The following is a 24,779-nucleotide window of genomic DNA, read 5'->3' on the forward strand; positions in this document are numbered from 1 at the left end:
TTATCGAAACCTCTCATCTTGAGCACGGTCTTCTGCAATTTGTTTTTCATATTTGTCACCTACGGCAAGCAACATGTCTTTCGTATAAATTAAATCGCCCCGAGACTCCCCGTGGTAATCAAAAATTCTTGTTTCAACAATAGAATCCACAGGACAAGATTCTTCACAGAAACCACAAAAGATACATTTAGTAAGATCAATGTCATAACGGGTCGTACGTCTTGTTTTATCCTCCCGCTCTTCGGATTCAATCGTAATTGCCATAGCAGGGCATACAGCTTCACATAATTTACAGGCAATACAACGCTCTTCACCATTTGCATAACGACGAAGCGCATGAAGGCCTCTAAAGCGATTAGATTGTGGTGTTCTTTCTTCCGGATACTGCACAGTAATCTTTCTTGCAAAGAAATAGCGGCCTGTAAGGAGCATGCCTTTAAGAAGCTCAATGAGCATCAGACTTGATAAGAATTGTTTGGTTTTTTTAATCATTTAGTGAAATAGATATCCCCATGAGGTTTGCATCATGCCGCCAATAAATACTATCCATGCAATTGTAATTGGAATAAAAATTTTCCAGCCTAATCGCATAATTTGATCATATCGATATCGAGGGAATGTAGCTCGAAACCATAAGAAGCAAAATAGTAAAAATGCAACTTTAATTAAAAGCCATAAAAAGCTATCTGGAATAAATGGAATGGGAGATAACCATCCACCTAAGAACATTAAAGCTGCAAGCATCGAAACTAAAATCATGTTCGCATATTCAGCTAAGAAAAATACTGCGAAAGCCATACCGGAATATTCCACATGGAATCCAGCCACAATTTCAGATTCACCTTCAGCCACATCAAAAGGCGCTCGATTTGTTTCTGCTACAGCACTAATAAAGTAGATAATAAATAAAGGAAATAAAGGCCAGATATACCAATACCAGAAACCTCCCTCTTGTCCCAAGACAATTTTTCCTAAATTTAAACTATTGGCACACATTAAAACGCCTACTAGCGTAAATCCCATGGCAATTTCATAAGACACAATCTGCGCCGCAGAACGTAGACTTCCTAAAAATGCATACTTAGAATTTGAAGCCCATCCTGCAATAATCACTCCATAAACTGCAATAGATGTCATAGCTAAAATATATAAAAGACTTGCATCAATATCTGCAATCACTAAATTAAGATCAAAAGGGATAACAGCCCAAGCAGCAAAAGCTGGTGCAATTGCTAAAATAGGTGCCAAGAAAAATAAAACTTTATTTGATGCTGTAGGGAGAATAATTTCTTTGAATAAAAGTTTTAAGGCATCAGCAATTGGCTGAAGTAATCCAAAATAACCTACACGATTAGGTCCAATACGCACTTGCATATAACCAATGACTTTTCTTTCAAAATAAGTGAGATAAGCCACCGATATCATCAAAGGTAAAACGACAGCTACAATTTTTAAAAGTATCCATAATGTTTTGGCAATATCAGGCCACCAAGCTCCAAAGAAAGATGTCATCAAAGCATCCATCTTTAAGATGCACTCCTTGAAGTTATTTTTTTAACGGTAACATCACCATAAATATCAGACAGATTCGCCGTTTCATCGATACCGCTTGGTATATAAATAGATCCTTCTGGGATACTTACATCTTCTGTCACGACAAGATTGATCGATTGCTTACCTTGTGTAACTTTAATTTTGTCATTTGCTTTAAGTCTTAATGACTTCATCTCTATCGGGTTCAGTTTCGCAAACGCTTTTGATTTTTGAATCGCTGTTTGAAGAGATGGAGCTCTTCTTACAATAGGATCCATACGATATTGATGTATCTCTCCAATGCGCGAGAATTGCTGAGGCTTAGTATTAGGTATTTTGTAATCATTTGTAATATCAATTGCATTAGAAAGCTCTTTTGAGATGAATTGATTTTTAGATTTCATATGCACCTCTTTGACATCTAAACTCGATTCGTAATCAAATCCCTTCAAGTTAAGATGATTAGCTAATACTCTTAATACTTTCCAGGCTGGTCTCGATTGACCTAAAGGCTGAGTCACAGCGGCATAACTTTGTACTCGACCTTCCATGTTAATAATCGTACCGGATGATTCTGTAAATGGTGAGACTGGTAAAAGTACATCTGCATTTTTAAGATATTTCGAATTGTAAGAACTTAATGCCACAGTAAAGTCTGAAGAAGCAATTGCATCATGCATTAATTGTGCATTCGATGTATCTAATTGAGGTTCAACATTTAAAAGAATATAGGCCTTTAATTTCTTCTCCAACATCGCGTATGTATTTAAGCCGCCTTTTTCTGGAAGCACATTAACAGCATGAAGTCCTACACTATTAGCATATGTGGGTAAAACACCAAAAGTCGCTTGAGATAATTTTGAAATTTCAAAAGCAAGCTTATAAATCGTTGAGTAGTCTGGATGTTCTTGAGCTATTTGGCCAAGCAATATAGATGTGTTATTTTTTTTGCCAGCTAAAACATTTTTCATTAGTTGTTGGGCTATTCCATCACTTACTTTGTCGGTTTTAATTTTTTCAATATCAGCTTTTATAAATTTAATATCTTTTCTTAATACACCTTTTAATTCTGTCATTGATTTCAAAACTTTTGCGAGTGCGTGAGGAAGTTTATGAGAAGCTTGAATCAACTTTTCAGATACCGTCATGAGAGGATCTGCATCAACTGAATTAACTACAAAAAGATTTGCGCCTTGATTTACAGACTTGCGAATTCTTGAAGTTAAAAGCGGCTGTTCATTTCTTATGTTGCTACCAATCAAAAGATATTGGTCAAAGTGGCCGATCGCATCAATATGACTTCCTAACCATGGCGAACCTTGATGCTCTATTGAAAAATCAGATTGACGAATACGATGGTCAATATGAGGCGAATTTAAAGTGTTACTTATTTTCTTGGCTAAGATGCCTTCCTCAATCGTGCTATGCGGTGATATGAGGATGCCCAATGTTTCAGGCCCATTATGATCTACAATATGTTTTAGTTTTTCGCCAATTAATGCTAATGCAGATTCCCAATCCGATTCTTTCCATTGCCCGTTTTCTTTAATCATAGGAACTTGCAAACGGTCTTCGCTATTCAACCCCTCATATGAAAAACGATCGCGATCAGAAATCCAACATTCATTGATTCCCTCATCTTCGCGAGGAAGCATTCGAATCACTTTGTTTTGTTTAATATGCGCTTCAAGAGGTGAACCTAAACTATCATGATGGGCTATAGTAGGCCTTCTAATGAGCTCCCAGGTGCGGGCTTTGTATCTAAATGGTTTACTTGTAAGTGCGCCTACAGGACATAAATCGATAATATTGCCTGAGAGTTCAGACTGAATCGAGCGATCAACATAAGCTGTAATTTCTGAATGCTCACCACGACCCACCATGCCAAGCTCCATCATGCCGCCGACTTCTTGTAAAAATCTCACACATCGCGTGCATTGAATACATCTCGTCATATCTGTCGAAATGAGTGGGCCTATATTTTTATTAAATACCACTCGTTTTTCTTCTTTGTAACGTGTCTGACCACTACCAAAAGCCACTGCAGTATCTTGCAATTCACATTCGCCGCCTTGATCACAAATCGGGCAATCTAGTGGATGATTGATAAGCAAAAATTCCATGACACTTTGCTGCGCTTCGGTAGCCATTTTAGATGTGGTTGAAACTTTCATACCATCAGTAACTTGTGTAGCACATGCCGGCAACGGTTTATTGAATTTCTCTACATCAACTAAACACATACGGCAATTTGCAGCGATCGATAATTTTTTATGGTAACAAAAGCGAGGAATTGGAATACCTGCTTTATCTGCAGCAGCAATAATCGTCGTATTTTTTTCTACTTCAATTTTCTTGCCATCAATTTCAATTGTAATTGTCATTTAGCTTTAACCATTGAATGCCCGTGCTGAATAAAATATTCAAACTCAGGTCTAAAGTGCTTGATGAAACTTAATACGGGTGTGGCAGCTGCATCACCTAAAGCGCATATAGTTCTGCCAGAAATCTTTTTACTGACATCCGTTAAAAGATCAAGATCTTCCATGGTGCCTTTACCATCCACAATTCTTTTAATTACACGATAAACCCAACCTGTACCTTCACGACACGGTGTACATTGGCCACAAGATTCTTCATAAAAGAAATAAGAAAGACGTTTTAGTGCACTTACCATACAGGTAGAGTCGTCCATAATAATCACAGAACCCGCGCCTAAACTCGAGCCAATTTTTTGTAATCCGTCATAATCCATGGTCGCATTTTCAATAAGTGCTGCGGGAACAACTGCTGTGGAAGGGCCGCCCGGAATCACCGCTTTTAATTTTCTGCGATGCCAAATACCGCCAGCCATATCTAATAATTCACTGAAAGGGGTGCCCATTTTAATTTCGTAGTTACCTGGCTTTTCAACATGGCCTGATACAGAAAATAATTTAACGCCGCCGGAATTTTCAACACCTAAATCTTGGAATGCTTGACCGCCGTGCTCCAAAATCCAAGGCACAGATGCAAATGTTTCTGTGTTATTTACATTTGTAGGTTTACCGTAAATTCCATAAGTTGCTGGGAATGGTGGTTTGTAACGCGGCTGCCCTTTTTTTCCTTCAATCGATTCGATCAGCGCTGTCTCTTCACCACAAATGTAAGCTCCATAACCATGCACTGCATATAAATCAAAACTAAAATCTGATCCTAAAATGTCTTCGCCTAAAAATCCGTGGTCTTTTGCTTCATCAAGTGCTTTTTCAAAGAGCTCGTATTCACGCCATATCTCGCCGTGAATATAGTTATAACCTACACGCGTACCCATTACATAAGCTGCGATGAGCATACCTTCAATAAGCTGATGTGGGTTATATCTTAGAATGTCTCGATCTTTAAATGTACCAGGCTCGCCTTCATCTGAATTACAGACAAGATATTTCATACCATCGTAATCGCGCGACATAAATGACCATTTAATTGCCGTTGGGAATCCCGCACCACCTCGACCTCTTAGTCCTGATGTTTTTAATTCAGCTAAGATTGCTTCAGGCTTTATTTTCTTTTTGAGTATTTTTTTAAGTTGTTCATACCCACCTACTTTTAAATAAGTCTCGATAGAACCCGGATCATCATGAACCATAGTTCTTAAACAAACCAAATCTTGATTAGGAAAAATTTTTGATGGCTTAATGATGTCGATTTGCTTTACCATTTATTTAAGGCTCGCTAAAAGCTTGTCAATTTTTTCGGTCGTTAAGTGTTCATGCATGCTGTGGTTATTAATTAGGCATAAAGGTGCACCGCCGCAAGCGCCCATACACTCTCCTTCTTTAAGTGAGAATTTTTTATCTTTTGAGACTTCACCAAAACCAATTCCTAATTTCTTTTCTAAGTGCTGCACAATTTCATCTGAATTTCTTAACATGCATGAAATATTGGTGCATACCGTAATTTGGTACTTACCTTTTGTTTCTAAATTGAACATGTTATAAAAAGTGGCAACTTCCATCACAGCAATTTCCGGCATACCGAGATAATGAGCAACATCAGAAATATGTTCATGAGATAGCCAACCATGTCGTGTTTGAATAATACGTAAAGCAGAAATCACTGCAGATTGTTTTTGGTTATCCGGAAACTTCTTTAATTCTTTATCAATTAATTTAATGTCGTCAGCGTGTATCATTTTTATCGATCAATCTCGCCAAATACAATATCTTGCGTACCAATAATAGCCACTAAGTCAGAAATCATATGGCCTCGCGTCATTTCATCTAAAGCTGCTAAATGAGGAAAACCTGGAGCGCGAATCTTTAAGCGGTAAGGTTTGTTTGCGCCATCCGAAATTAAATAAATGCCGAATTCACCTTTAGGATGTTCAACTGCTGCATAAGCTTCACTTGGCGGAATATGGAAGCCTTCTGTAAATAATTTAAAGTGATGAATCATCGCCTCCATATCTTCTTTCATGGCAGCGCGAGGAGGTGGGGCTACTTTGTGATTGTCACTAATGACTGGGCCTGGATTTTTTCTGAGCCAGTCAACGCACTGTTTAATAATGCGATTAGATTGTCTAAATTCTTCGATGCGAACAAGGTATCGATCGTAACAATCACCATTCACACCCACGGGAATATCAAAATCAAGTTGATCGTAAACTTCGTAAGGTTGTTTTTTTCTTAAATCCCATGCAATACCTGAGCCTCTTAACATAGGGCCTGTCATACCAAGAGCTATGGCGCGATCAGGATCAACAACGCCAATACCGACTGTGCGCTGTTTCCAAATACGATTGTCTGTTAATAATGTTTCATATTCATCTACATATTTTGGAAAGCGATTTGAAAAATCTTCAATGAAGTCTAATAGTGAGCCACTGCGATTTTGATTTAGACCATCTAATTCTTTTTTATTTTTAAAAGTCGATTCATATTGAGGCATGCGATCAGGTAGGTCGCGATAAACACCACCGGGACGATAATATGCTGCATGCATTCTGGCGCCAGATGCGGCTTCGTAACAATCAAAAAGATCTTCTCTTTCGCGGAATGCATATAAAAATACAGTCATAGCGCCAACATCAAGCGCATGTGCTCCTAGCCATAACAAATGATTTAAGATACGGGTAATTTCATCAAACATGACACGAATATATTGAGCGCGAATAGGAACATATATATTCAATAATTTTTCAATAGCTAGAACATACGCGTGTTCATTCGCCATCATAGATACGTAATCTAAGCGGTCCATATAAGGAACGGTTTGTAAGTACGTTCTATTTTCAGCTAATTTTTCCGTACCGCGATGAAGAAGTCCAATATGAGGATCTGCACGCTGAATGACTTCACCATCAAGCTCTAACACTAATCGCAACACACCATGCGCTGCAGGGTGTTGTGGGCCAAAATTCATCGTGTAGTTTCTAATCTCAGCCATTATGGAAACCTTCTTCACGAATGATACGTGGCACGTTATTTCTTTCTTCAATTGACACAGGCTGATAGACAACACGCTTTTGCACATCGTCATAACGCATTTCAACTTTACCAATCATCGGAAAATCTTTACGGAATGGATAGCCTACGAATCCGTAATCTGTAAGTATGCGTCTTAAATCCGGGTGATCAGTAAACATAAAACCAAACAAATCGAAAGCTTCTCGTTCATACCAATTAGCAGCTGGCCATAAATCAATTACTGACGGAAATAATGGAAAATTATCTTCTTTAGAGAAAGTTCGTACTCGAATACGGTGGTTATGTTCAATGGATAAGAAATGATATACCAGAGCAAAACGAGGTTTGATCCAAGCGCCTTCGCCATAATCTTTATAGTCAACGCCGCAAAGATCGATCAATTGTTTAAATTGAAATGCTTTGTGTTGTTTTAAAGTTTTTAAGGTAGCTAAAAGATCATCGATTTTTACTTCGATTGTGAGTTCATTATGCTCAATGAATGTGTGGCTTACTTCTTTACCAAAAGTCGACTTTATTTCTTTAAGTAATATTTCGACTGAGTTCGTCATTTAACGCGCAATCGTATTGGTACGTTTAATTTTATTTTGAAGCTGAATAATCCCAAACATAAGGGCTTCAGCTGTTGGTGGGCAACCGGGCACATAAACATCTACTGGCACAATACGATCGCAACCGCGAACGACTGAATAAGAGTAGTGATAATAACCACCACCATTTGCACAAGAGCCCATCGAAATAACCCAACGCGGCTCTGCCATTTGATCGTAAACTTTTCTTAATGCGGGCGCCATTTTATTGACTAGTGTGCCAGCTACAATCATGACATCGGATTGCCTTGGACTAGGTCTAAATACAATACCGAATCGATCTAGGTCATATCGAGCTGCTCCTGCATGCATCATCTCAACTGCGCAACATGCAAGCCCGAAAGTCATGGGCCATAAAGAGCCTGTGCGTGTGTAATTGATAAGAGTATCTAGATTTGTGGTGACAAATCCTTTTTCCATGACGCCTTCAATGCTCATTCGCTATTCCCAATCAAGGGCACCTTTCATCCATTCGTAAATAAAACCAACCACCAAAATGGCTAAGAAAATCATCATCGCAATAAATCCAAACATACCAATTTTTTGAATGACTACCGCCCAAGGAAAAAGAAATGTTATTTCAAGATCAAATAAAATAAAAAGAATAGCAACAAGGTAATATCGCACATCAAATTTCATACGCGCATCTTCAAATGCTTCGAAACCACATTCGTAGGGGGAATTTTTCTCGTTATCAGGTTTATTAGGTGAGAGAATGCTGCCGATAAGAAGAGGCCCTGCACCAACCGCAAGTCCTACACATATAAATAATAAAATTGGAAAATAATTTTCCAGCACAACGATTCCTTAAAAAAATACTACATGATTTTCTTAATTTGGTGCCGTCGGAGAGACTCGAACTCTCACGACTTTCGTCACTACCCCCTCAAGATAGCGTGTCTACCAATTCCACCACGACGGCTTTATAGATTTAACAGTCTCTATTTTGGGATGTTCTGAGCACCACTTGATGACTTCGACTGAGCTTCACCACTTTTAGTTTCAGAAGGTTTTTGAACTTCTGACGACTCAGTTGATTTCACCACACTTCCAGTGCCTGATTTTTGACCTGCGATAAACGCCAAGGCAATACTAGTTAGAAAAAAGACTAAAACAAATATTGCTGTTGTTCTGCTTAAAAAATTAGATGAGCCGCTTACGCCAAACAAACTTCCTGAAGAGCCGCTTCCAAAGGCTGCCCCCATATCAGCACCCTTACCGTGTTGCATAAGCACTAAACCAATGACACCTAAACATGCAATCACATGAATAATTGTTAATAAATTTTCCATAATCCTATTTTCTTTGATTTATATTTCAGCCGAATGACAAATAGACTCAAAATCACTCGCATTTAAAGAAGCTCGTCCTACGAGTCCGCCGTCTACGTCTGGCATAGAGAATAATTGTAACGCATTTTGAGGGTTTACGCTCCCTCCGTAGATGATTTTAAGGCTCTTTACGACCTTGGTATTTGAAGATAATTTCTCACGAATAAATTGATGCATCGCTTGAGCTTGCTCAGGAGATGCAGCCAAATTAGTGCCAATTGCCCATACAGGCTCATAAGCAATCACAGTCTCATCAAATATTTCTTCGCCATACATTTCAATAATAGTATCAAGCTGTTTAGAAACAACTTTTTCCATAATGCCAGCTTCTCGCTCAATCAGAGTTTCACCTACACAGAGAATAGGCGTCATACCTGCTTTTTTTACCATCATAAATTTAGTAGCGATATTTTCATCTGATTCACAGTAAGCAGTACTTCTTTCAGAATGACCAATGATCACATAACTTGCACCAAATTCTTTGAGCATAGAAACACTTACTTCACCCGTGAAAGCGCCAGATTCGAATTTAGCCACGTTCTGAGCGCCCCAGCGAATAGGCGAATTTTTAAGGTAGGATTGCGTTTGAAATAAGTAGGGGTAAGGGGCGCACACCACAATGTCGACTGGGATTGTCTGAGGTATCTTTTCTGCCAAGGCTTTAAGGAGCGATTCGTTAGATGCCAAAGAACCATTCATTTTCCAATTACCAACAACGATTTTACGTCTCATGACACTCTCTTAAATAGTTTGTTGAATTTTACTTTGTTGGCGCTAGATGGGCAATTCAAGGATATCTCTTTAAGAGAGCATTCTTAATTGAATTTGAATTTTTTTATTGCCATTAAACTCATTAGAATCAACCTGATAGATCGCTTTTATCTTGCGAGGGAGGTGTTCGCTATGATTAAAATAAATAGCTTCAAACACTTTATTTTGTAAGAGAAGATTTAACTTCAAATGCTTATCTGCAAGGATTTTTTGCTCAACGACTTCAAACTCACCTTCAAAGATAGGAAGGGGGAAACCTTGTCCCCATACTTGCGCGTTAATATGTTCTATATCTTCATAAGTGACCTCTGAAAAATTAAGCGCATCATCTACTTCAATTGTTAATTCAAGATCGTCTGATGAAATTAAACCTTTTACAGTTTCTTCAAATAATTGAACAAAATGATCAAAATCCGTTTCTTTAATAGTGAGTCCTGCTGCCATAGCATGGCCACCGAATGTAATAAGAATATTTGGATTTTTTTTTGAAACAAGATCGAGAGCATCTCTTAAATGAAGTGATTGAATAGATCGACCTGAGCCTTTAAGTATGCCTTCATCAGATTTAGCAAACACAATCACAGGGCGATGATATTTATCTTTAATGCGAGAAGCAATAATCCCAATCACTCCCTGATGCCAAGTGGGGTCATAAAGTGCGATGCTAAATTGTGCTTCACAATTCACGTCATGAAGTTGAATTGAAGCACCATCCTTCATTTCAGATTCAATTGATCTTCTTTTGAGATTTAAAGTTTCAAGTGATGATGCAATAAAACGCGCATCCTCATAACTTTCAGATAAAAGACATTGTATACCCAAGGTCATATCGTCCAATCTTCCTGCGGCATTGAGTCTTGGTGCAATACTAAAAGCAAGATCAGAAGTATGAAATTGTGATGGATTTTTTTTAGTTAATGCCATGAGCGCTCTAATGCCAGGATTAGCCTGACCTGATCTAATTCTTCGAATACCATATTCAACCAAAGTACGATTATTTCGATCTAACGGCACTAAATCTGCAACTGTACCTAAAGCCACAAGATCAATTAACTGCATTAAGTTAGGTTCTGCATGGTCCATAAAATAATCTCGTTTTCGAAGTTCGGCTCTTAAAGCTAACATCACATAAAAAATAACGCCTACACCACATAGATATTTACTTGGGAAATCACAACCATGCTGATTAGGATTCACAATACATTTGGCGCGAGGTAATACGTCACCAGGAAGATGATGATCTGTGACTAAGACATTGATACCATATTGATTAGCTTGATTTACACCTTCAACACTTGCAATACCGTTATCGACGGTAATAATAATATTAGGATTTTTTTCTTTCGCTAAATCAACAATTTCAGGTGTTAACCCATAACCGAATTCAAATCGATTAGGTACCAAATAATCTACATCAGCACCCATCATTTTGAGAGCTCTTACTCCAACAGCGGTCGAGGTTGCACCGTCTGTATCATAATCACCAATAATAAGAATTTTTTGTTTTTCTAAAATAGCATCTGCTAAGATCGATGCCATTAATGTGTTATTTGTTAAAGCTTCTGGTGGAATAATTTTCTCAATAGAAAGCGTGGCATCGTCAATATGCTTAATACCACGCGCTGAATAAAACTTCGCCAAATGAGGATTTAGCCCTGAATTAACGAGTATATCTAAAGCAGCATGATCAATTTTTTTTGATTTAATGAACATTAAAATAATTTTCTACTGTATTAGTTTTTTTCCATAGCTTAAGTAACTGTATAAATCTATTATGAATATGTAAGAGCTCTCCTTGATAGCTTACATAAATATCCAAATGCTTTATTTTTCGTTTCTTAAAATTATTCCATATAATTTCTAAAATGCGATCTATCTCTTTATCGTCCTCAAAAGCAATAAATGTGTTGCTGTTGATATTGTCTTGATGAAATATATCTAAAGTTTTTGGGGAAATCTTTGCATCAATAGAGAGCGCTTTTTTTAAAAAATTATTATTAGAAAAAATGGTTGTATAAGGGTTTTGAATACTCTTAGGCAATAGGCCGCCACCTGAAAACCAAATGCTGTTAGGAGAAAGAAGTCCTCGCTGAACTCTATCTTGATTAAGCGGATGATCAAAAAGAAACATTTGAATTTCATTCATAAATGCGTGCCATGCCATAGCTTCATCGCCTTGCGGCATAAATTTATCAATCGACTGGCGTTTGATATGAGCAATTGATGTCGTTTTAATGTGAGGCTCTTTTTTTAATTCAAGAAATAACTGTTCTTTATCATTTAAGACAAATACGCGAGTTTCATCTTCAAATGTCTCATTAAGGGCATGACATAATTTCTCAATCTCATCCTTCGTATAATCATCTGTTAGTTTTTTTTCTAAAAAAAATGTATCTCTTTGAAGGCTCAAATAAACTAGATCTGCATAGAGATAATAATGTTTATGATTTTTTTGGTAATCCATAGCAGCAAATGGATAATCGGGATTGGGTTTTACACCTAACAAATAACATATAAATTCTTCGTAGGAAAATTTTAAAGATTCAACTTGTCCAATCGTCAAAAATCGATCAAGTATTGGATGATGATGGTTAGGAGTAAATTTACAAAGAAGGGTTGTATTCAAACTACAAGGAAATAATAAAATGTGGTGCCCGGGGCCGGAATCGAACCGGCACGCCCTTGCGAGCGAGAGATTTTAAGTCTCTTGTGTCTACCAATTTCACCACCCGGGCCTTTTGAAATAAAACTAAGACCGAATTTTATCACTAATTATTCTTAAATAGACTTAAGCACTAATAAGTGGAGGCGCGAGCCAGAATCGAACTGGCGTCTACGGCTTTGCAGGCCGCTGCATAACCATTTTGCTATCGCGCCACATCAATATCACCAAAATTAAAAAGGGGAAGACGATGCTTCCCCGATTTTGATTTGGAGCGGGAAACGAGTCTCGAACTCGCGACCTCAACCTTGGCAAGGTTGCGCTCTACCAACTGAGCTATTCCCGCGTAAAGAAGCGAGTATTTTAGCGTTTTTTGGGCTAGTGTCAATTTAAAGTCCGCCCCATTCTTAAGACTTACCTTATTTTGATGCTCTTTCTTAAGGTAGGCCAAGCCACACGGATGTAATAAACCATCGAAATTACAGTGAGTAATGCAGCTATATTAATCAATATATTACCTATCCACTTTAAATTGATAAACCATAGATTGTCATAGTAAAGAAGCATCAAAATGGCAATCATCTGAATTGTGGTCTTAAGTTTACCTATAAACATAACTGCCATACCACCCGGTTTGCCAATCGTTGCCATCCATTCTCGCAAAGAACTGATAGAAAGTTCACGGCCTATAATAACCAAAGAAATAATTGCATTCACCCGATCAAGCTCTAATAAAACAAGAAGCGCTGCAACCACCATCAATTTATCAGCTACTGGATCAAAAAATGCACCAAATTTAGAGGCTTGATTTAAATATCGCGCAAAGAATCCATCGAGCCAATCGGTGATTGCCGCAAATAAGAAAATACCAGCGCCGATCCAATTCATTAAAGACTGATTGATAAGTGTGTGAGGAAGATAATAAATACCTACAAAACAAGGAATCAAAACTACCCTAAAAAAAGTAAGCGCATTGGGGACATTAATTTTCATATATATTTATTTCTTAATGAAAGTAATCGTAAATTTTTTCAGCTAACTTTTTATCAATGCCATTAACCATGATAATTTCTTCAATACTAGCATTTTTAATACGCTCTATACCGCCAAAATAGACGAGTAGATTTTTTCTTTTTTGTGCGCCAATACCCTCAATATCTTCTAGGGATGATGTTATCCTTTTTTTAGCACGTTTAGCTCTATGTCCTGAAATGGCAAAACGATGCGCTTCATCTCTTATTTGCTGTATAAGGTGGAATCCAACATTATCTTTTTTAACAATGATAGGCTCGTCTTTACCTTCCACAAAAAGTTGTTCCAATCCAGGCTTTCTACCCTCACCTTTTGCAATACCTACGAGCAGAATATCGCTTAGGCCCAATTCTTGAATAACCTCTATAGCAATATTAAGTTGACCCTTACCTCCGTCTATAAAAATAAGATCGGGTTTAATACCCTCACCCGTTGCAATTTTTTTATAGCGACGCGTTAATACTTCGCGCATAGCTCCGTAATCATCTCCAGGCGTAATATCTTCAATATTAAAACGTCTATACTCTTTATTTTGAAGATTGCCTTTATCAAAGACCACACATGAAGCAACTGTGCCTTCGCCCATGGTGTGGCTGATATCAAAACATTCAATTCTTGAAAATGATTCAGATAAATTAAAAATTGCTTTTAGTGCTTCCACTCTATTTTCTTGGGTTTCTGATTGCATCAGTTTTTGTTTTAAAGCAATCTGCGCATTCTTTTGTGCCATGGCAAGCCAAACGCGTTTATCGCCAATCGCCTTATTTATCACTTTAACTTCGATGTCATAATTTAATTTAAAAAATTCAGATAGCAATGATTGATTTACATGCTGCTGCGTAACAATTAATTTTGGTATCGTCTGATTTGTATAATATTGCGCAACAAAGGTTTCAATAACATCTTGCGTCTCAATATCAGCAGCATTTTTAGGAAAGAAACTTTTATCGCCTAAATGTCTCCCTGCCCGAATCATTACTAAATTTAGGCAGTATTCGCCCGCCTCTTCGACACACGCAATAATGTCAGCATCGCTAGCGCTAAAGTCACTTACAAATTGCTTAGTTCTTACCTGCCTTAAACTTTGAATACGATCGCGATATAAAGCTGCATACTCATATGCATGCGAGCTTGCTGCTTCATTCATTTGATAGGTAAGCTGGCTAATGACTTCACTATCTTTTCCATCTAAAAAAAGTGATGCATGTTTAATATCATTTTTATATTCATCTTCCTTAATCAGATCAACACATGGTGCGGTACATCGATGAATCTGATATTGAAGGCAAGGTCTTGATCTATTTTTAAATACTGAGTTTTCGCATGTTCTTAATTTAAAAACTTTTTGTAAGAGCTGAATACTTTCTCTAACCGCGTTGGTATTTGGAAAAGGTCCAAAATATTGATTCCCTTTTTTTTGTGTGCCCCGATGAAATGCTAAACGTGGGAATTTTTCACCTGTTAATACAATATATGGATAAGATTTATCATCTCTAAAAATAACATTGTAGCGGGGCATATGAGACTTGATCATGTTGTTTTCTAGGATCAAAGCCTCAGCTTCAGAATGTGTCACAGTGATTTCAATATGGTCAATGTGACCTACCATCATTTTTGTTCTTGGACTTACAATAGTTTTAACAAAGTATGATGAAACCCTTTTTTTTAAATCTTTAGCTTTTCCAACATAGATTACCTCTCCTGCCTGGTTAATCATCCGATATACGCCAGGTAAATTAGGTAATGATTTTAAAAAGGGTTTAATGTCCATTTAATTAGCCTAACAAACTGCCTCCTACAGACCAATCTTCGCCCTTAACTTCATCAAACACAATGTATGTGTAAGATGCCGGCTTGTGGGCTACTTTTTCCATAAGTGTCGTGATTTCTTTCGCAATCGTTTCTTTTTGATCGCGGTTTAATGTTCCTGCTAATTTAATATTTATATAAGGCATATTTAACTCTCCATTTCTTTTTTGATTGATTGAAAAACACTAAAAAACATTTCATCGGTAAGTCTTTTTGTCTGGGTATTGTATCGACTGCAATGATAGCTATCATACAAAACTAGTTGATTAGGTAAAGCATGACGAGCGCCATGTGAAAATAAATAGTCAGATTTTTTTAATTCAAAGGCCGATAGAACTGATTGATGCGCAATACTTCCTAGAGCCAATACTAATGTATGTGGTTGGAGTGAAGTTAATTCTGATTTTAAATAGTGATTACATTGTTTTATTTCTTTAGGTTCAGGTTTATTTTGCGGAGGTAAACATTTCACTGCATTTGTAATTCTGCAACCAATAAGTCTTAATGTGTCATCTGCTGAAGTTGACTCTTGTTGATTTGAAAACCCAAAGTGAAATAATGCTTTATATAAAAGAATCCCTGCATAATCACCCGTAAAAGGCCTACCTGTTTTATTCGCTCCATGCATGCCAGGGGCTAAACCCACAATCAATAAACGAATTGATGTGTCGCCAAATGGCGGCACTGGCTTACAAAAATAACTGGGTTGCTCTAATTTAACTTGATCTAAAAATGTAGCAAGCCGAGGACATTCTCTACAGTCTTCTTTATATTGTGTCATTATTTTATATCGTGAGAATTCACGTATTTTATTTATAAACTCTATAATAGTCCATGTTCATCATGACCTCTATCCATGCTTAGTTATCGACACGGCTTTCACGCAGGTAATCATGCTGATGTGTTAAAACATATTGTACTAACACTGGTCTTAGATTACCTCAAACAAAAAAATAAACCCTATTGGTTTATTGATACGCATGCAGGTGCAGGTAAGTATTCGCTTGAAAGTGAATTTTCCAACAAAACATCTGAGCACCTAGATGGCATAGATAAGATTTTTCATGACAAAAAAAAGCCATTGGCTTTAGCAAAATATATTGAAATTATCCGGAATCTCAATGGCGGTGATCAATTAAAACAATACCCCGGTTCTCCTTGGATTGCGAGCCAAATTCTATCCCATGAAGATAAAATCAGACTCTTTGAATTACACCCGACTGATTTAACTGCATTACTTCATACTTTAGGCAAAAAACAAAATACTAAAATCTATGGTGAAGATGGCTTTCAGGGGCTAAAAGCGCTCATTCCGCCACCTCCAAAAAGAGCACTTATCTTAACCGACCCGTCTTATGAAATTAAAAATGATTACCTTAAAGTAGTGGACTCTCTAAAAGATAGTTTGAAGCGTTTTGAAACAGGGATTTATATGTGTTGGTGCCCTTTGATTGATAGAAGTGAACCTTTAGCTATGCTTAAACAACTTCAAAAATTAAATGCTAAAGAATGGCTTTATGTAAGTCTTTCGATTGCTAAACCTGCTGATGATGTTGGTATGTTTGGTAGCTATCTTTTTATTATTAATCCGCCGTGGAAACTGAAAGAACAATTAGAAGAAATCATGCCCTACTTAAGCGAGCAATTAGGGCTTAACGGCCACGGTTCCTATGAAATTGAAGCAAAAACGAGTTAAAATAACACTATATATCTCATAGGATTTCTACATGGAATTATCAACGCTCAATGCCCTGTCTCCGCTCGATGGAAGATACGCTAAAAAAGTAGATAATTTGCGTCAGTACTTTAGTGAGTTTGCTCTCATTAAATTTCGTGTTGAAGTTGAAATTAATTGGCTCATTTCATTGTCAAACGAAAAAGCGATTAAAGAAGTTTCTGAACTAAGCAAATCTACCAGAGAGTCACTTCAAAAAACTATCCAATCTTTTAGCGAAGCTGACGCCGCTGAAATTAAAAAAATTGAAGAAACAACAAATCATGATGTGAAGGCAGTTGAATATTGGTTAAAAAATAAATTTAAAGACAACCAAGAAATAAAAAATATTTCAGAATTCATTCATTTTGCATGTACTTCCGAAGATATAAATAATTTGTCACATGCGCTAATGATTAAGCATGCGAAAGAAGATGTCTTAACACCTCACTTTGAAAGTCTCATTAAGAAATTAAAGGATCTCGCACACGACTTAAGTGCGCACGCTATGTTAGCAAGAACACATGGACAAGCTGCGAGCCCAACTACAATGGGTAAAGAAATTGCCAATGTGGCCTATAGATTAGAAAGACAAATTAATCAATTTAAAGCACAAGAAATTCTAGGAAAAATTAATGGTGCCGTAGGTAACTTCAATGCGCATATAACAACCTATCCTGATTTTGATTGGCAAGCTTTTTCAAAAACATTTGTACAATCACTTAAGCTAACTTTTAATCCTTATACAACGCAGATTGAGCCTCACGATTACATGGCAGAGCTCTTTCAAAATATGATAAGAATGAATACGATTCTCATCGATCTTAATCGCGATATTTGGGGCTATATATCACTCGGATATTTCAAACAAAAGCTAAAAGAAAATGAAGTGGGCTCATCTACTATGCCACACAAAGTAAACCCCATCGATTTTGAAAATTCAGAAGGTAACCTTGGTATTGCAAATGCCTTATTAAGTCATTTCTCAGAAAAACTTCCTATCTCGAGATGGCAAAGAGACTTGACAGATTCAACGGTCATTCGAAATATTGGTTTAGGTTTTGGATATACATCGCTTGCAATTGAATCTTGTCTCAAAGGTCTTAATAAATTAGAAATTAATGCAAAAAAATTATCTGGTGATCTGGATCATGCTTGGGAAGTTTTAGCCGAGCCTATTCAAACAGTCATGAGAAGGTATGGCATCGCAAATCCATACGAGAAACTAAAAGAATTAACGCGCGGCAACGACCATATATCCAAAGAAGTGATACAAGAGTTTATTCAGCAACTTGAAATTCCTCAAGATGCTAAAAATCAACTACTTCAATTAACGCCGGCAACTTATATCGGCGACGCCATTCAGTTAGCAAAAAAAATCTAATGAAAGAAGTTTTAGTTCTTTACTACTCTCATGGAGGTGCTGTCGGAGAAATGGCCGCATTTATTGCGAGAGGTATTGAGTCTATTTCTGGTGTAAAAGCTAGAATTCGAACTGTCCCAAAAATCACGTCTACCATTCAGACATTAGAAGACAATATTCCTAGCGAGGGTCCTCCTTATGTTGAACACAAAGACCTCGAGGAGTGTATTGGGCTTGCTTTGGGAAGCCCCACAAGATTTGGCAATATGGCAGCACCTCTTAAATATTTTATCGATAGCACTATACCTTTATGGTTAAATGGAAATCTTATTGGTAAGCCTGCTTGTGTATTTACATCATCAGGTTCTCACCATGGCGGTAATGAATCAACTCTGCTTAGTATGCAACTTCCATTATTTCATTTAGGTATGGTAATTGTGGGTGTCCCATATTCAGTGCCGGAATTAAGTAGCACCAAAACTGGTGGCACGCCTTACGGACCATCCCACGTAGCGGGAGAATCAAATAAAGCACCTATATCTGAAGATGAAAAAAAAATATGTCTTGCGATGGGAAAAAGATTAGCCGAAACCGCACTCAAACTTTCAGCATGAAAAATTATCTCCAATTAGGAGCTTCTGTTAGCTTAATCTGCCTTATTTTTCTTTTATGCTCTTGGGAATTATTTTTAGCGCCCTTTAAAAATCAGAGCTCATGGTTAGTTCTTAAAATCATACCGCTACTTATCTCGCTGATGGGTATTCTTAAAGGGAAAATTTATACTTACAAATGGTCAGGTATGCTGATTTTAATTTATTTTATTGAGGGCGTTGTGAGGTCCTATTCTGATCAAGGTCTATCATCTAAAATAGCACTTCTTGAAGTTTTTTTAAGTATTGTATTTTTTTTATGTGTAGCGTTTTACGTGAAAGCTAATCGTCCGTAATATGAATATTCTTTTATCTAATGATGATGGTTATGATGCGCCAGGCATTAAAATACTTGCAAGCTATTTAAAAAAAATCGCGCACGTCACAATTGTCGCGCCTGATCGCAATAGGAGCGGCGCAAGTAACTCCCTCTCGCTTGACCGCCCTCTTAAAGTGACAGAAGTTGAAAAAGATTATTATCATATCAATGGCACGCCTACGGATTGCGTGCATTTAGCCTTAACAGGATTATTAGACAAGATGCCAGATATGGTGATCTCGGGTATTAATAATGGTGCCAATATGGGTGACGACACAATCTACTCTGGCACAGTCGCAGCAGCGATGGAAGGTTATTTATTAGATATCCCTTCTTTTGCTATATCAATGTCACAGCATGAAGCAACACATTTTGAAACTGCTGCATCTATTACAGTTGATCTGATTTTGCATTACCAAAAAAATAAACCTCAAGATGCGATGCTATTAAATATTAATGTCCCCGACATCCCTTTAGAAAAAATTCAAGGCATACACATCACAAGACTTGGAAAAAGACATAAAGCAGAACCCGTGAATAAAACAGAAGATACTGATGGCAATATTTTATATTGGGTTGGTGCTGCAGGTCTTCCAAACGACGGTGGGGAAGGTACTGATTTTTATTCAGTGGGTCATGGTTTTGTATCTGTATCTCCTATTCATGCAGATCTTACAAGACATAATCAAATTAATGATTTAAAAACATGGATGAATAACTTTAAATGAGATTGAATTTTTTTATTATTTACTTGGCGCTAGCTTCTTTAATTGCTGGCTGTGCATCTAATGCACCTGCGCCAGTGACTGAAAAAAGAATAGCTACTGAGAAATCCACAGTATTGCAAAAAAAACCTGTCGCGAGAGTGAAAAGAGACTCTAGTCAACCATGTCCTGATACTTATATCGTCAAACCAGGTGATACGCTTTATAGCTTAAGTCTTGATTGTGGCTTCTATTACAAAGAAGTCGCTCAAGCAAATGATATTAAAGAGCCCTATGCTATTAAAGTAGGTGACAAAATAAAATTTGACCAAGTTAAAACAAACAATCCCGTTACAACTTCGAATGAAATTAAAAAAAATGAAGAGGTTGTGACTTCACCATTAAAAAATAATGAAGAAGCTATTGCAAATACAGAGGCTCAACCTCAAACAAAACCAGTATCAGCGGGTGTTGCGCATTTAGACAATCCAAAAGCTTATAGAGAGAAATATACAGAGGAAGCATATAACCGAAAGGTAGTTACAGCTCAAACACAAACAACTAATAATACTTCGCCCGCAACACTCAAAGAAAGTGCGTCTATTTTTTTAGAAGATAAAGTGGATTGGCAATGGCCTACCAAAGGCAAATTAGAAAATCTTTTTAATGAAGCACAAGGACAAAAAGGAATCGATATTTTAGGAGCGCTCGGTCAGGATATTAAAGCGGCTGGGCCGGGCAAAGTCATTTATAGCGGTGAAGATCTTAAGGGATATGGCAAACTTGTCATCATAAAACACAATAATTCTTACTTGTCTGTCTATGCCCATAACAAAGAACTTCTCGTTAAAGAAGGTCAGGCGATTGTAAAGGGTCAAAAAATTGCAACAATGGGGGATTCTGGAACAGATAAAGTGAAACTACACTTTGAAATTAGAAAACAAGGTCAATCAGTCGATCCGACTACTTTTCTCGGGCAACCTTAATTTCCCCTTTGGCTTCTCTCTCGTAATAATCTCTTACAGTTGACATATCGTGGTCTCTCGCCCACGTAATAATTTCATCAAGCGCTGATGCCCCAATTTGACCGATTTGAGTATGAATACCAGCCTGCTCTCTGATGATCAAAAGGCCTGGAATTTTATCAACCTGGAAATACTCACCAATTTCTGGATCAGCTTCGATATCTACCATACCAAATATAATATCTTTATTTTTGTCCGAAGCTGCCTCAAATAGAGGGGTAAATTCAACACAAGGCTCACACCAAGGGGCCCAAAAATCAACAATCACAAAATCATTTTCTTCGATTGTTTTTTTAAAGTTCTTTTTTGTAAGCTTGACTGTTGCCATCTTATATCCCAGTTGTGTTTGGTTAAAAAACTATAACGACTACTCACCCCATTGATTGGTATAAAAAATCTCTCTTAAGGGCTTACGCTTTCTAGCTTCTTTTTCTTTAACTAGCGCTTCAGCACTAATTTTCTCTATAGCGAGCGGATAACCAATCGCTATAAAAGACATTAAATCATACTGGCTTGGAATTTGAAATAATTGTCTAGTTTTTTCAACGTCAAATCCGCCCATTTGATGAGCCACTAACCCTATGCTTGTAGCCTGAAGACAGATATTTTCACAAGCAGCTCCCGTATCATACTGGTTCCATCGATTAGGTTTTTCATTACTCGAGAAGCTTTGACGGGCGCATGCCAAAATTAAAATGGATGCATCCATAGCCCAATTTTGATTACCTACAGATAAGCAATTAAGGGCTTGCGTCCAGAAAGTCGCATCTTTCTTATGGAATACAATAAATTGCCAAGGCTGATCTCCCATACAGGAAGGACTCCATCTTGCAGCCTCCATAAGAGATAAAAACGATTCTTGGGAGACCAACTGATCGGGATCGTAAGCCCTAGAGCTCCATCTATCACTTAGAATTGAATGAATAGGTTGTTCAGTAATGGCTGGTTTTTTCATTAAGGGAGCTATCTTTATATTTAAAGTTGTCTCTATAATAAAGATAGTTTTCACTTCGTTCAAATTAAATAATAAGGATTCCATGATGATTCAAACTGAACTTCCTTCCGAATTCAAAGGCATTAATCGATTTGCTATTAAAGCAATGCTTTATTTAAATGGCTTCGCCCATATTATTATTGGCCTTGCCTTAGCGACGTCCATTATTATGTTCACTTGGCTTTTCTTTAATGAAATCAATGCTGCAGCGAATGCCCACAATCTAATTCATGGCTTTATTCATGCGCTAGGCACTTTAATGCTTCTTTGGTCGATATCGGCCCTTATTTCTGCCGAAATGCGCTACCTCAATGGAAGTAAATTAGAAGTTGAAACCTTTATTGAAGTTGTGATGGTTCTTTTCCTAAGAAAGCTCATTGTGCTTCCCGTTCAAGATTCAACACCAACATTTGAAGAGGTCGGTATTTGGGTTGGAGGTGCATTTTTAATTGGCTTACTCTATATTTTAGTGCTCCGTTTTAAAACGACAATTTCTGATCCCAAAAGAAAATAAACCACTTCATGACAGATGAAGATCTTAAGTTTATGAAGCTAGCTCTAGAGCTAGCAAAAAAAGCTGAGTTAAAAAATGAAGTACCTGTCGGCGCTCTAGTTGTTCGGGATGGCAAAATAATCGGTCGAGGTATGAATACATCTATTAGTGATTATGACCCTACTTCACACGCTGAAATAAATGCCATCAGAGAAGCTGCTAAGGCTATCAAAAATTATAGGTTAAAAGATTGCACGATTTACGTGACATTGGAGCCTTGCGCTATGTGCGTTGGAGCTATTCAACACGCTCGTATTGAGAAAATTATCTATGGTGCTCCTGATCCAAAAACTGGCGCTTGTGGAAGCATGATTGATTTAATAAGCGTTAAAGAAATTAACCATCATGCAGAAGCTTTGGGTGGTATCTTAGAAAAAGAATGTGGTCAAATACTAAAAGATTTCTTTCTTTCAAAAAGAAAAAAGCCGTAGAAAACTACGGCTTCTTTCTTTCAATCAAACGATTAGTCTCTATTGCCTAAAATAGCCATTAACAATTGAAGTAAATTAACAAACAAGTTATAGATATTCATATAAAGCGCCAAAGTTGCCATGATGTAGTTTGTTTCTCCGCCATTCACAATACGACTTACGTCATAAAGAATGAATCCAGAAAATAATAAAACTGCAACACCAGATAAAGCTAAAGCCATCGCAGGCACTTGGAAAAATAAATTAGCCAGAGAAGCTAAGATAAGAAGAATGATGCCAATCATCAAAAATTTTCCCATAAAGCTAAAATCTTTTTTAGTGGTGGTTGCGATCGTCGCTAGAGTTAAAAATATAGCTGCTGTGCCGCCTGCAGCAAGACCAACGATTTGAGCACCATTACTTAGATTAAAAGCTACTTGCAGAATTGGGCCTAACATCACACCTAAGAACAAAGTAAGCGCTAATAGCAAAACAACGCCTAGGCTATTATTACGATTTGCTTGAATAGCAAAAAATAAACCAAAAATACCGGCCATAAGCATAATGGCAAACATAATAGGATGTTGTTGAGCAAATAAAAAGTTCATGCTCATGCCTATGTATGCGCCAATTGTTGTTGGAATGAGGGATAAACCAAGTAAAGCATAAGTATTTCTTAGTACTTTATTTGTCGCTAGTGTTGATTGCGACTGACTTTCAATTCTTACATTTTCCATATTTTTCCTCTTTAAGAAGTTTTTAATACTTTGTTTAGATTATATAACCTACTAAATAGTTTCAACATTCATTTGCATTATTTTACATAGCCATAATTTGACTTGTCATCTCTTTGAAACCTTTTTCTTGGATCATTTTTAAGGCATCAGCAGGTTCTTTAGTGCCTTTCATTGAAAGAAGTCTTGAAATGTTCTCGGATGACATTTTCCAATCTAAATGAAGTAAGACCTCATCAACCAGCTGGGGGCTGTTACATAACAAGACCATATCGCATCCGGCTTCGAGGGCCTTTAAAATCCTATCTTTCATTTCACCGCCAAGTATGGCACCTTTCATGCTCATATCATCACTAAAAATAGCGCCTTTAAAATGAAACTTTTCTCTTAATTGATCTTTAAGCCAGAAACTTGAAAATCCTGCGGGATGTTTATCTACCGCAGAATAAAGGACGTGGGATGGCATAACTGCATTTAATCCGTGCTTGATCAATGAGATAAAAATACTCATATCTTTAGAAGCAATCTCATCAAATGTTCTTTCATCTTCAGAAACACTTAAATGTGAATCAGCTTTAATATATCCATGTCCTGGAAAGTGTTTTCCAACCCCGCGCATACCACCCTCTTTTAAGCCCTCCAAAATACTCGATGCCAAAGCCTTGATCGCTTCAATATCATTATGAAAAGCTCTATCTCGAATCACGGTACTTTCGTTGTAATCAATATCTAAAACTGGTGTAAAACTAAAGTCGATATCAAACACTCTTAATTCAGTAGCAATAATTTGGCCAATTAAAAAAGCTAAGTGATTAGCTCTTTTAGGGTCCTTATCCCAAACTTCTCCTAACTTTCTCATAGCAGGAATAGTCGTAAAGCCCTCTCTAAATCTCTGCACACGCCCGCCTTCATGATCTACAGCAATTAAAAAGTCATGGCCTCTTATTTTTCTAATCGCATCCGTTAAAGTTTTTAATTGAACGGTATCTTTGTAATTTCTTGTAAATAATATAAGTCCGCCCACCATCGGATGCATGATTCTTTTGGTCTCCTCATCTTGCAAAGCAAGACCTTCCACATCAATCATTAACGGGCCGATCGTCATATAGAATCGATCTTA

29 protein-coding genes and 4 tRNA genes are annotated in these 24,779 nt (G+C 37.2%); 8 read left to right on the plus strand and 25 right to left on the minus strand.

Annotation, left to right across the window (positions count from 1 at the left end; all coding sequences use genetic code 11):
- The 21 genes from nuoI to FIT61_RS04600 all read right to left on the minus strand — a co-directional run bounded on the left by nuoI (position 1) and on the right by FIT61_RS04600 (position 15,974).
- Positions 1–492 (minus strand): NADH-quinone oxidoreductase subunit NuoI, encoded by a 492-nt coding sequence (gene nuoI / locus FIT61_RS04505; RefSeq protein WP_139873606.1) that lies wholly within the window; start codon positions 490–492, stop codon positions 1–3.
- Positions 493–1,524, minus strand: coding sequence for an NADH-quinone oxidoreductase subunit NuoH (gene nuoH, locus FIT61_RS04510; RefSeq protein ID WP_139883528.1), 1,032 nt, complete (start codon positions 1,522–1,524; stop codon positions 493–495).
- 2 nt (positions 1,525–1,526) lie between these two features.
- A complete protein-coding gene (gene nuoG / locus FIT61_RS04515) occupies positions 1,527–3,917 on the minus strand; it encodes an NADH-quinone oxidoreductase subunit NuoG (protein ID WP_139883529.1) in 2,391 nt (796 codons plus the stop codon).
- Positions 3,914–5,233, minus strand: coding sequence for an NADH-quinone oxidoreductase subunit NuoF (gene nuoF / locus FIT61_RS04520; protein WP_187351779.1), 1,320 nt, complete (start codon positions 5,231–5,233; stop codon positions 3,914–3,916). Before nuoF ends, nuoG begins: the two co-directional genes overlap by 4 nt.
- Entirely contained in the window at positions 5,234–5,707 is a 474-nt protein-coding gene (gene nuoE / locus FIT61_RS06780; RefSeq protein ID WP_187351780.1) for an NADH-quinone oxidoreductase subunit NuoE, read from the minus strand.
- A gap of 2 nt (positions 5,708–5,709) precedes the next feature.
- Positions 5,710–6,960 (minus strand): NADH-quinone oxidoreductase subunit D, encoded by a 1,251-nt coding sequence (locus FIT61_RS04525; protein WP_139883531.1) that lies wholly within the window; start codon positions 6,958–6,960, stop codon positions 5,710–5,712.
- Entirely contained in the window at positions 6,953–7,549 is a 597-nt protein-coding gene (locus FIT61_RS04530; RefSeq protein WP_139873610.1) for an NADH-quinone oxidoreductase subunit C, read from the minus strand. The genes FIT61_RS04525 and FIT61_RS04530 overlap by 8 nt, the downstream gene beginning before the upstream one ends.
- Positions 7,550–8,026, minus strand: coding sequence for a NuoB/complex I 20 kDa subunit family protein (locus tag FIT61_RS04535; protein ID WP_139873611.1), 477 nt, complete (start codon positions 8,024–8,026; stop codon positions 7,550–7,552).
- A gap of 3 nt (positions 8,027–8,029) precedes the next feature.
- Positions 8,030–8,386 (minus strand): NADH-quinone oxidoreductase subunit A, encoded by a 357-nt coding sequence (locus FIT61_RS04540; protein WP_139873612.1) that lies wholly within the window; start codon positions 8,384–8,386, stop codon positions 8,030–8,032.
- 39 nt (positions 8,387–8,425) lie between these two features.
- Positions 8,426–8,510: transfer RNA gene (locus FIT61_RS04545), tRNA-Leu, on the minus strand.
- 19 nt (positions 8,511–8,529) lie between these two features.
- Positions 8,530–8,880: a preprotein translocase subunit SecG gene (gene secG, locus FIT61_RS04550; protein WP_139883533.1), complete on the minus strand. Its 351-nt coding sequence runs from the start codon at positions 8,878–8,880 to the stop codon at positions 8,530–8,532.
- An 18-nt stretch (positions 8,881–8,898) separates the two neighbouring features.
- Positions 8,899–9,651, minus strand: coding sequence for a triose-phosphate isomerase (tpiA, locus tag FIT61_RS04555; protein ID WP_139873614.1), 753 nt, complete (start codon positions 9,649–9,651; stop codon positions 8,899–8,901).
- A 69-nt stretch (positions 9,652–9,720) separates the two neighbouring features.
- Positions 9,721–11,403 carry a single-stranded-DNA-specific exonuclease RecJ gene (gene recJ, locus FIT61_RS04560; RefSeq protein WP_139883535.1) on the minus strand — a complete coding sequence of 561 codons (1,683 nt, stop codon included), beginning with the start codon at positions 11,401–11,403 and terminating at the stop codon, positions 9,721–9,723.
- A complete protein-coding gene (locus FIT61_RS04565) occupies positions 11,393–12,316 on the minus strand; it encodes a hypothetical protein (protein ID WP_139883537.1) in 924 nt (307 codons plus the stop codon). The genes recJ and FIT61_RS04565 overlap by 11 nt, the downstream gene beginning before the upstream one ends.
- Positions 12,317–12,338: 22 nt before the next feature.
- A tRNA-Leu gene (locus FIT61_RS04570) sits at positions 12,339–12,425 on the minus strand.
- A 68-nt stretch (positions 12,426–12,493) separates the two neighbouring features.
- Positions 12,494–12,567, minus strand: a tRNA-Cys gene (locus FIT61_RS04575).
- Between the two features lie 55 nt (positions 12,568–12,622).
- A tRNA-Gly gene (locus FIT61_RS04580) sits at positions 12,623–12,698 on the minus strand.
- A gap of 68 nt (positions 12,699–12,766) precedes the next feature.
- On the minus strand, positions 12,767–13,345 hold the full coding sequence (gene pgsA / locus FIT61_RS04585) for a CDP-diacylglycerol--glycerol-3-phosphate 3-phosphatidyltransferase (protein ID WP_139873617.1): 579 nt from the start codon (positions 13,343–13,345) through the stop codon (positions 12,767–12,769).
- A 13-nt stretch (positions 13,346–13,358) separates the two neighbouring features.
- Complete coding sequence (gene uvrC, locus FIT61_RS04590; RefSeq protein WP_139873618.1) at positions 13,359–15,155, minus strand: excinuclease ABC subunit UvrC; 1,797 nt, start codon at positions 15,153–15,155, stop codon at positions 13,359–13,361.
- 4 nt (positions 15,156–15,159) lie between these two features.
- The gene (locus FIT61_RS04595) at positions 15,160–15,339 is read right to left on the minus strand and encodes a tautomerase family protein (protein WP_139867296.1); all 180 of its coding nucleotides are present in this window, start codon (positions 15,337–15,339) and stop codon (positions 15,160–15,162) included.
- 2 nt (positions 15,340–15,341) lie between these two features.
- The gene (locus tag FIT61_RS04600; RefSeq protein ID WP_139883539.1) at positions 15,342–15,974 is read right to left on the minus strand and encodes a uracil-DNA glycosylase; all 633 of its coding nucleotides are present in this window, start codon (positions 15,972–15,974) and stop codon (positions 15,342–15,344) included.
- A 75-nt stretch (positions 15,975–16,049) separates the two neighbouring features.
- Here FIT61_RS04600 and FIT61_RS04605 point away from each other — a divergent pair, with 75 nt between their 5' ends.
- From FIT61_RS04605 to FIT61_RS04630, 6 genes are read left to right on the plus strand one after another with little or no spacing between them, the layout of a single operon-like run.
- The gene (locus FIT61_RS04605; RefSeq protein WP_139883541.1) at positions 16,050–16,889 is read left to right on the plus strand and encodes a 23S rRNA (adenine(2030)-N(6))-methyltransferase RlmJ; all 840 of its coding nucleotides are present in this window, start codon (positions 16,050–16,052) and stop codon (positions 16,887–16,889) included.
- A 31-nt stretch (positions 16,890–16,920) separates the two neighbouring features.
- Complete coding sequence (gene purB, locus FIT61_RS04610; protein ID WP_139883542.1) at positions 16,921–18,291, plus strand: adenylosuccinate lyase; 1,371 nt, start codon at positions 16,921–16,923, stop codon at positions 18,289–18,291.
- Positions 18,291–18,884, plus strand: coding sequence for an NAD(P)H:quinone oxidoreductase (gene wrbA, locus FIT61_RS04615; RefSeq protein WP_139873622.1), 594 nt, complete (start codon positions 18,291–18,293; stop codon positions 18,882–18,884). The genes purB and wrbA overlap by 1 nt, the downstream gene beginning before the upstream one ends.
- Complete coding sequence (locus FIT61_RS04620; RefSeq protein ID WP_139873623.1) at positions 18,881–19,216, plus strand: DUF2069 domain-containing protein; 336 nt, start codon at positions 18,881–18,883, stop codon at positions 19,214–19,216. The genes wrbA and FIT61_RS04620 overlap by 4 nt, the downstream gene beginning before the upstream one ends.
- 1 nt (position 19,217) lies before the next feature.
- On the plus strand, positions 19,218–19,967 hold the full coding sequence (gene surE, locus FIT61_RS04625) for a 5'/3'-nucleotidase SurE (protein ID WP_139873624.1): 750 nt from the start codon (positions 19,218–19,220) through the stop codon (positions 19,965–19,967).
- Positions 19,964–20,929, plus strand: coding sequence for a peptidoglycan DD-metalloendopeptidase family protein (locus FIT61_RS04630; RefSeq protein WP_139873625.1), 966 nt, complete (start codon positions 19,964–19,966; stop codon positions 20,927–20,929). The genes surE and FIT61_RS04630 overlap by 4 nt, the downstream gene beginning before the upstream one ends.
- Here the strand turns inward: FIT61_RS04630 and FIT61_RS04635 are convergent.
- Both FIT61_RS04635 and FIT61_RS04640 read right to left on the minus strand, forming a co-directional pair.
- Complete coding sequence (locus tag FIT61_RS04635; RefSeq protein WP_139873626.1) at positions 20,907–21,296, minus strand: thioredoxin family protein; 390 nt, start codon at positions 21,294–21,296, stop codon at positions 20,907–20,909. The two genes, FIT61_RS04630 and FIT61_RS04635, sit on opposite strands and share 23 nt — an antisense overlap.
- A gap of 39 nt (positions 21,297–21,335) precedes the next feature.
- Entirely contained in the window at positions 21,336–21,923 is a 588-nt protein-coding gene (locus tag FIT61_RS04640) for a nitroreductase family protein (protein WP_139883544.1), read from the minus strand.
- Positions 21,924–22,008: 85 nt separating this feature from the next.
- Between FIT61_RS04640 and FIT61_RS04645 the strand changes: the two genes are divergently transcribed.
- Together FIT61_RS04645 and tadA are read left to right on the plus strand one after the other, a co-directional pair.
- The gene (locus FIT61_RS04645; protein WP_139874062.1) at positions 22,009–22,476 is read left to right on the plus strand and encodes a phosphate-starvation-inducible PsiE family protein; all 468 of its coding nucleotides are present in this window, start codon (positions 22,009–22,011) and stop codon (positions 22,474–22,476) included.
- An 8-nt stretch (positions 22,477–22,484) separates the two neighbouring features.
- The gene (tadA, locus tag FIT61_RS04650) at positions 22,485–22,946 is read left to right on the plus strand and encodes a tRNA adenosine(34) deaminase TadA (protein WP_187351781.1); all 462 of its coding nucleotides are present in this window, start codon (positions 22,485–22,487) and stop codon (positions 22,944–22,946) included.
- Between the two features lie 32 nt (positions 22,947–22,978).
- On the opposite strand, the gene FIT61_RS04655 is transcribed toward tadA, so the two are convergent.
- Positions 22,979–23,662: a Bax inhibitor-1 family protein gene (locus FIT61_RS04655; RefSeq protein WP_139883546.1), complete on the minus strand. Its 684-nt coding sequence runs from the start codon at positions 23,660–23,662 to the stop codon at positions 22,979–22,981.
- Between the two features lie 82 nt (positions 23,663–23,744).
- Positions 23,745–24,764, minus strand: a complete 1,020-nt coding sequence (nagZ, locus tag FIT61_RS04660) for a beta-N-acetylhexosaminidase (protein ID WP_139883547.1) — start codon at positions 24,762–24,764, stop codon at positions 23,745–23,747.
- Positions 24,765–24,779: the final 15 nt, after the last annotated feature.

Source organism: Candidatus Methylopumilus rimovensis, from assembly GCF_006364615.1.
GTDB classification, from domain to species: Bacteria; Pseudomonadota; Gammaproteobacteria; order Burkholderiales; family Methylophilaceae; genus Methylopumilus; species Methylopumilus rimovensis.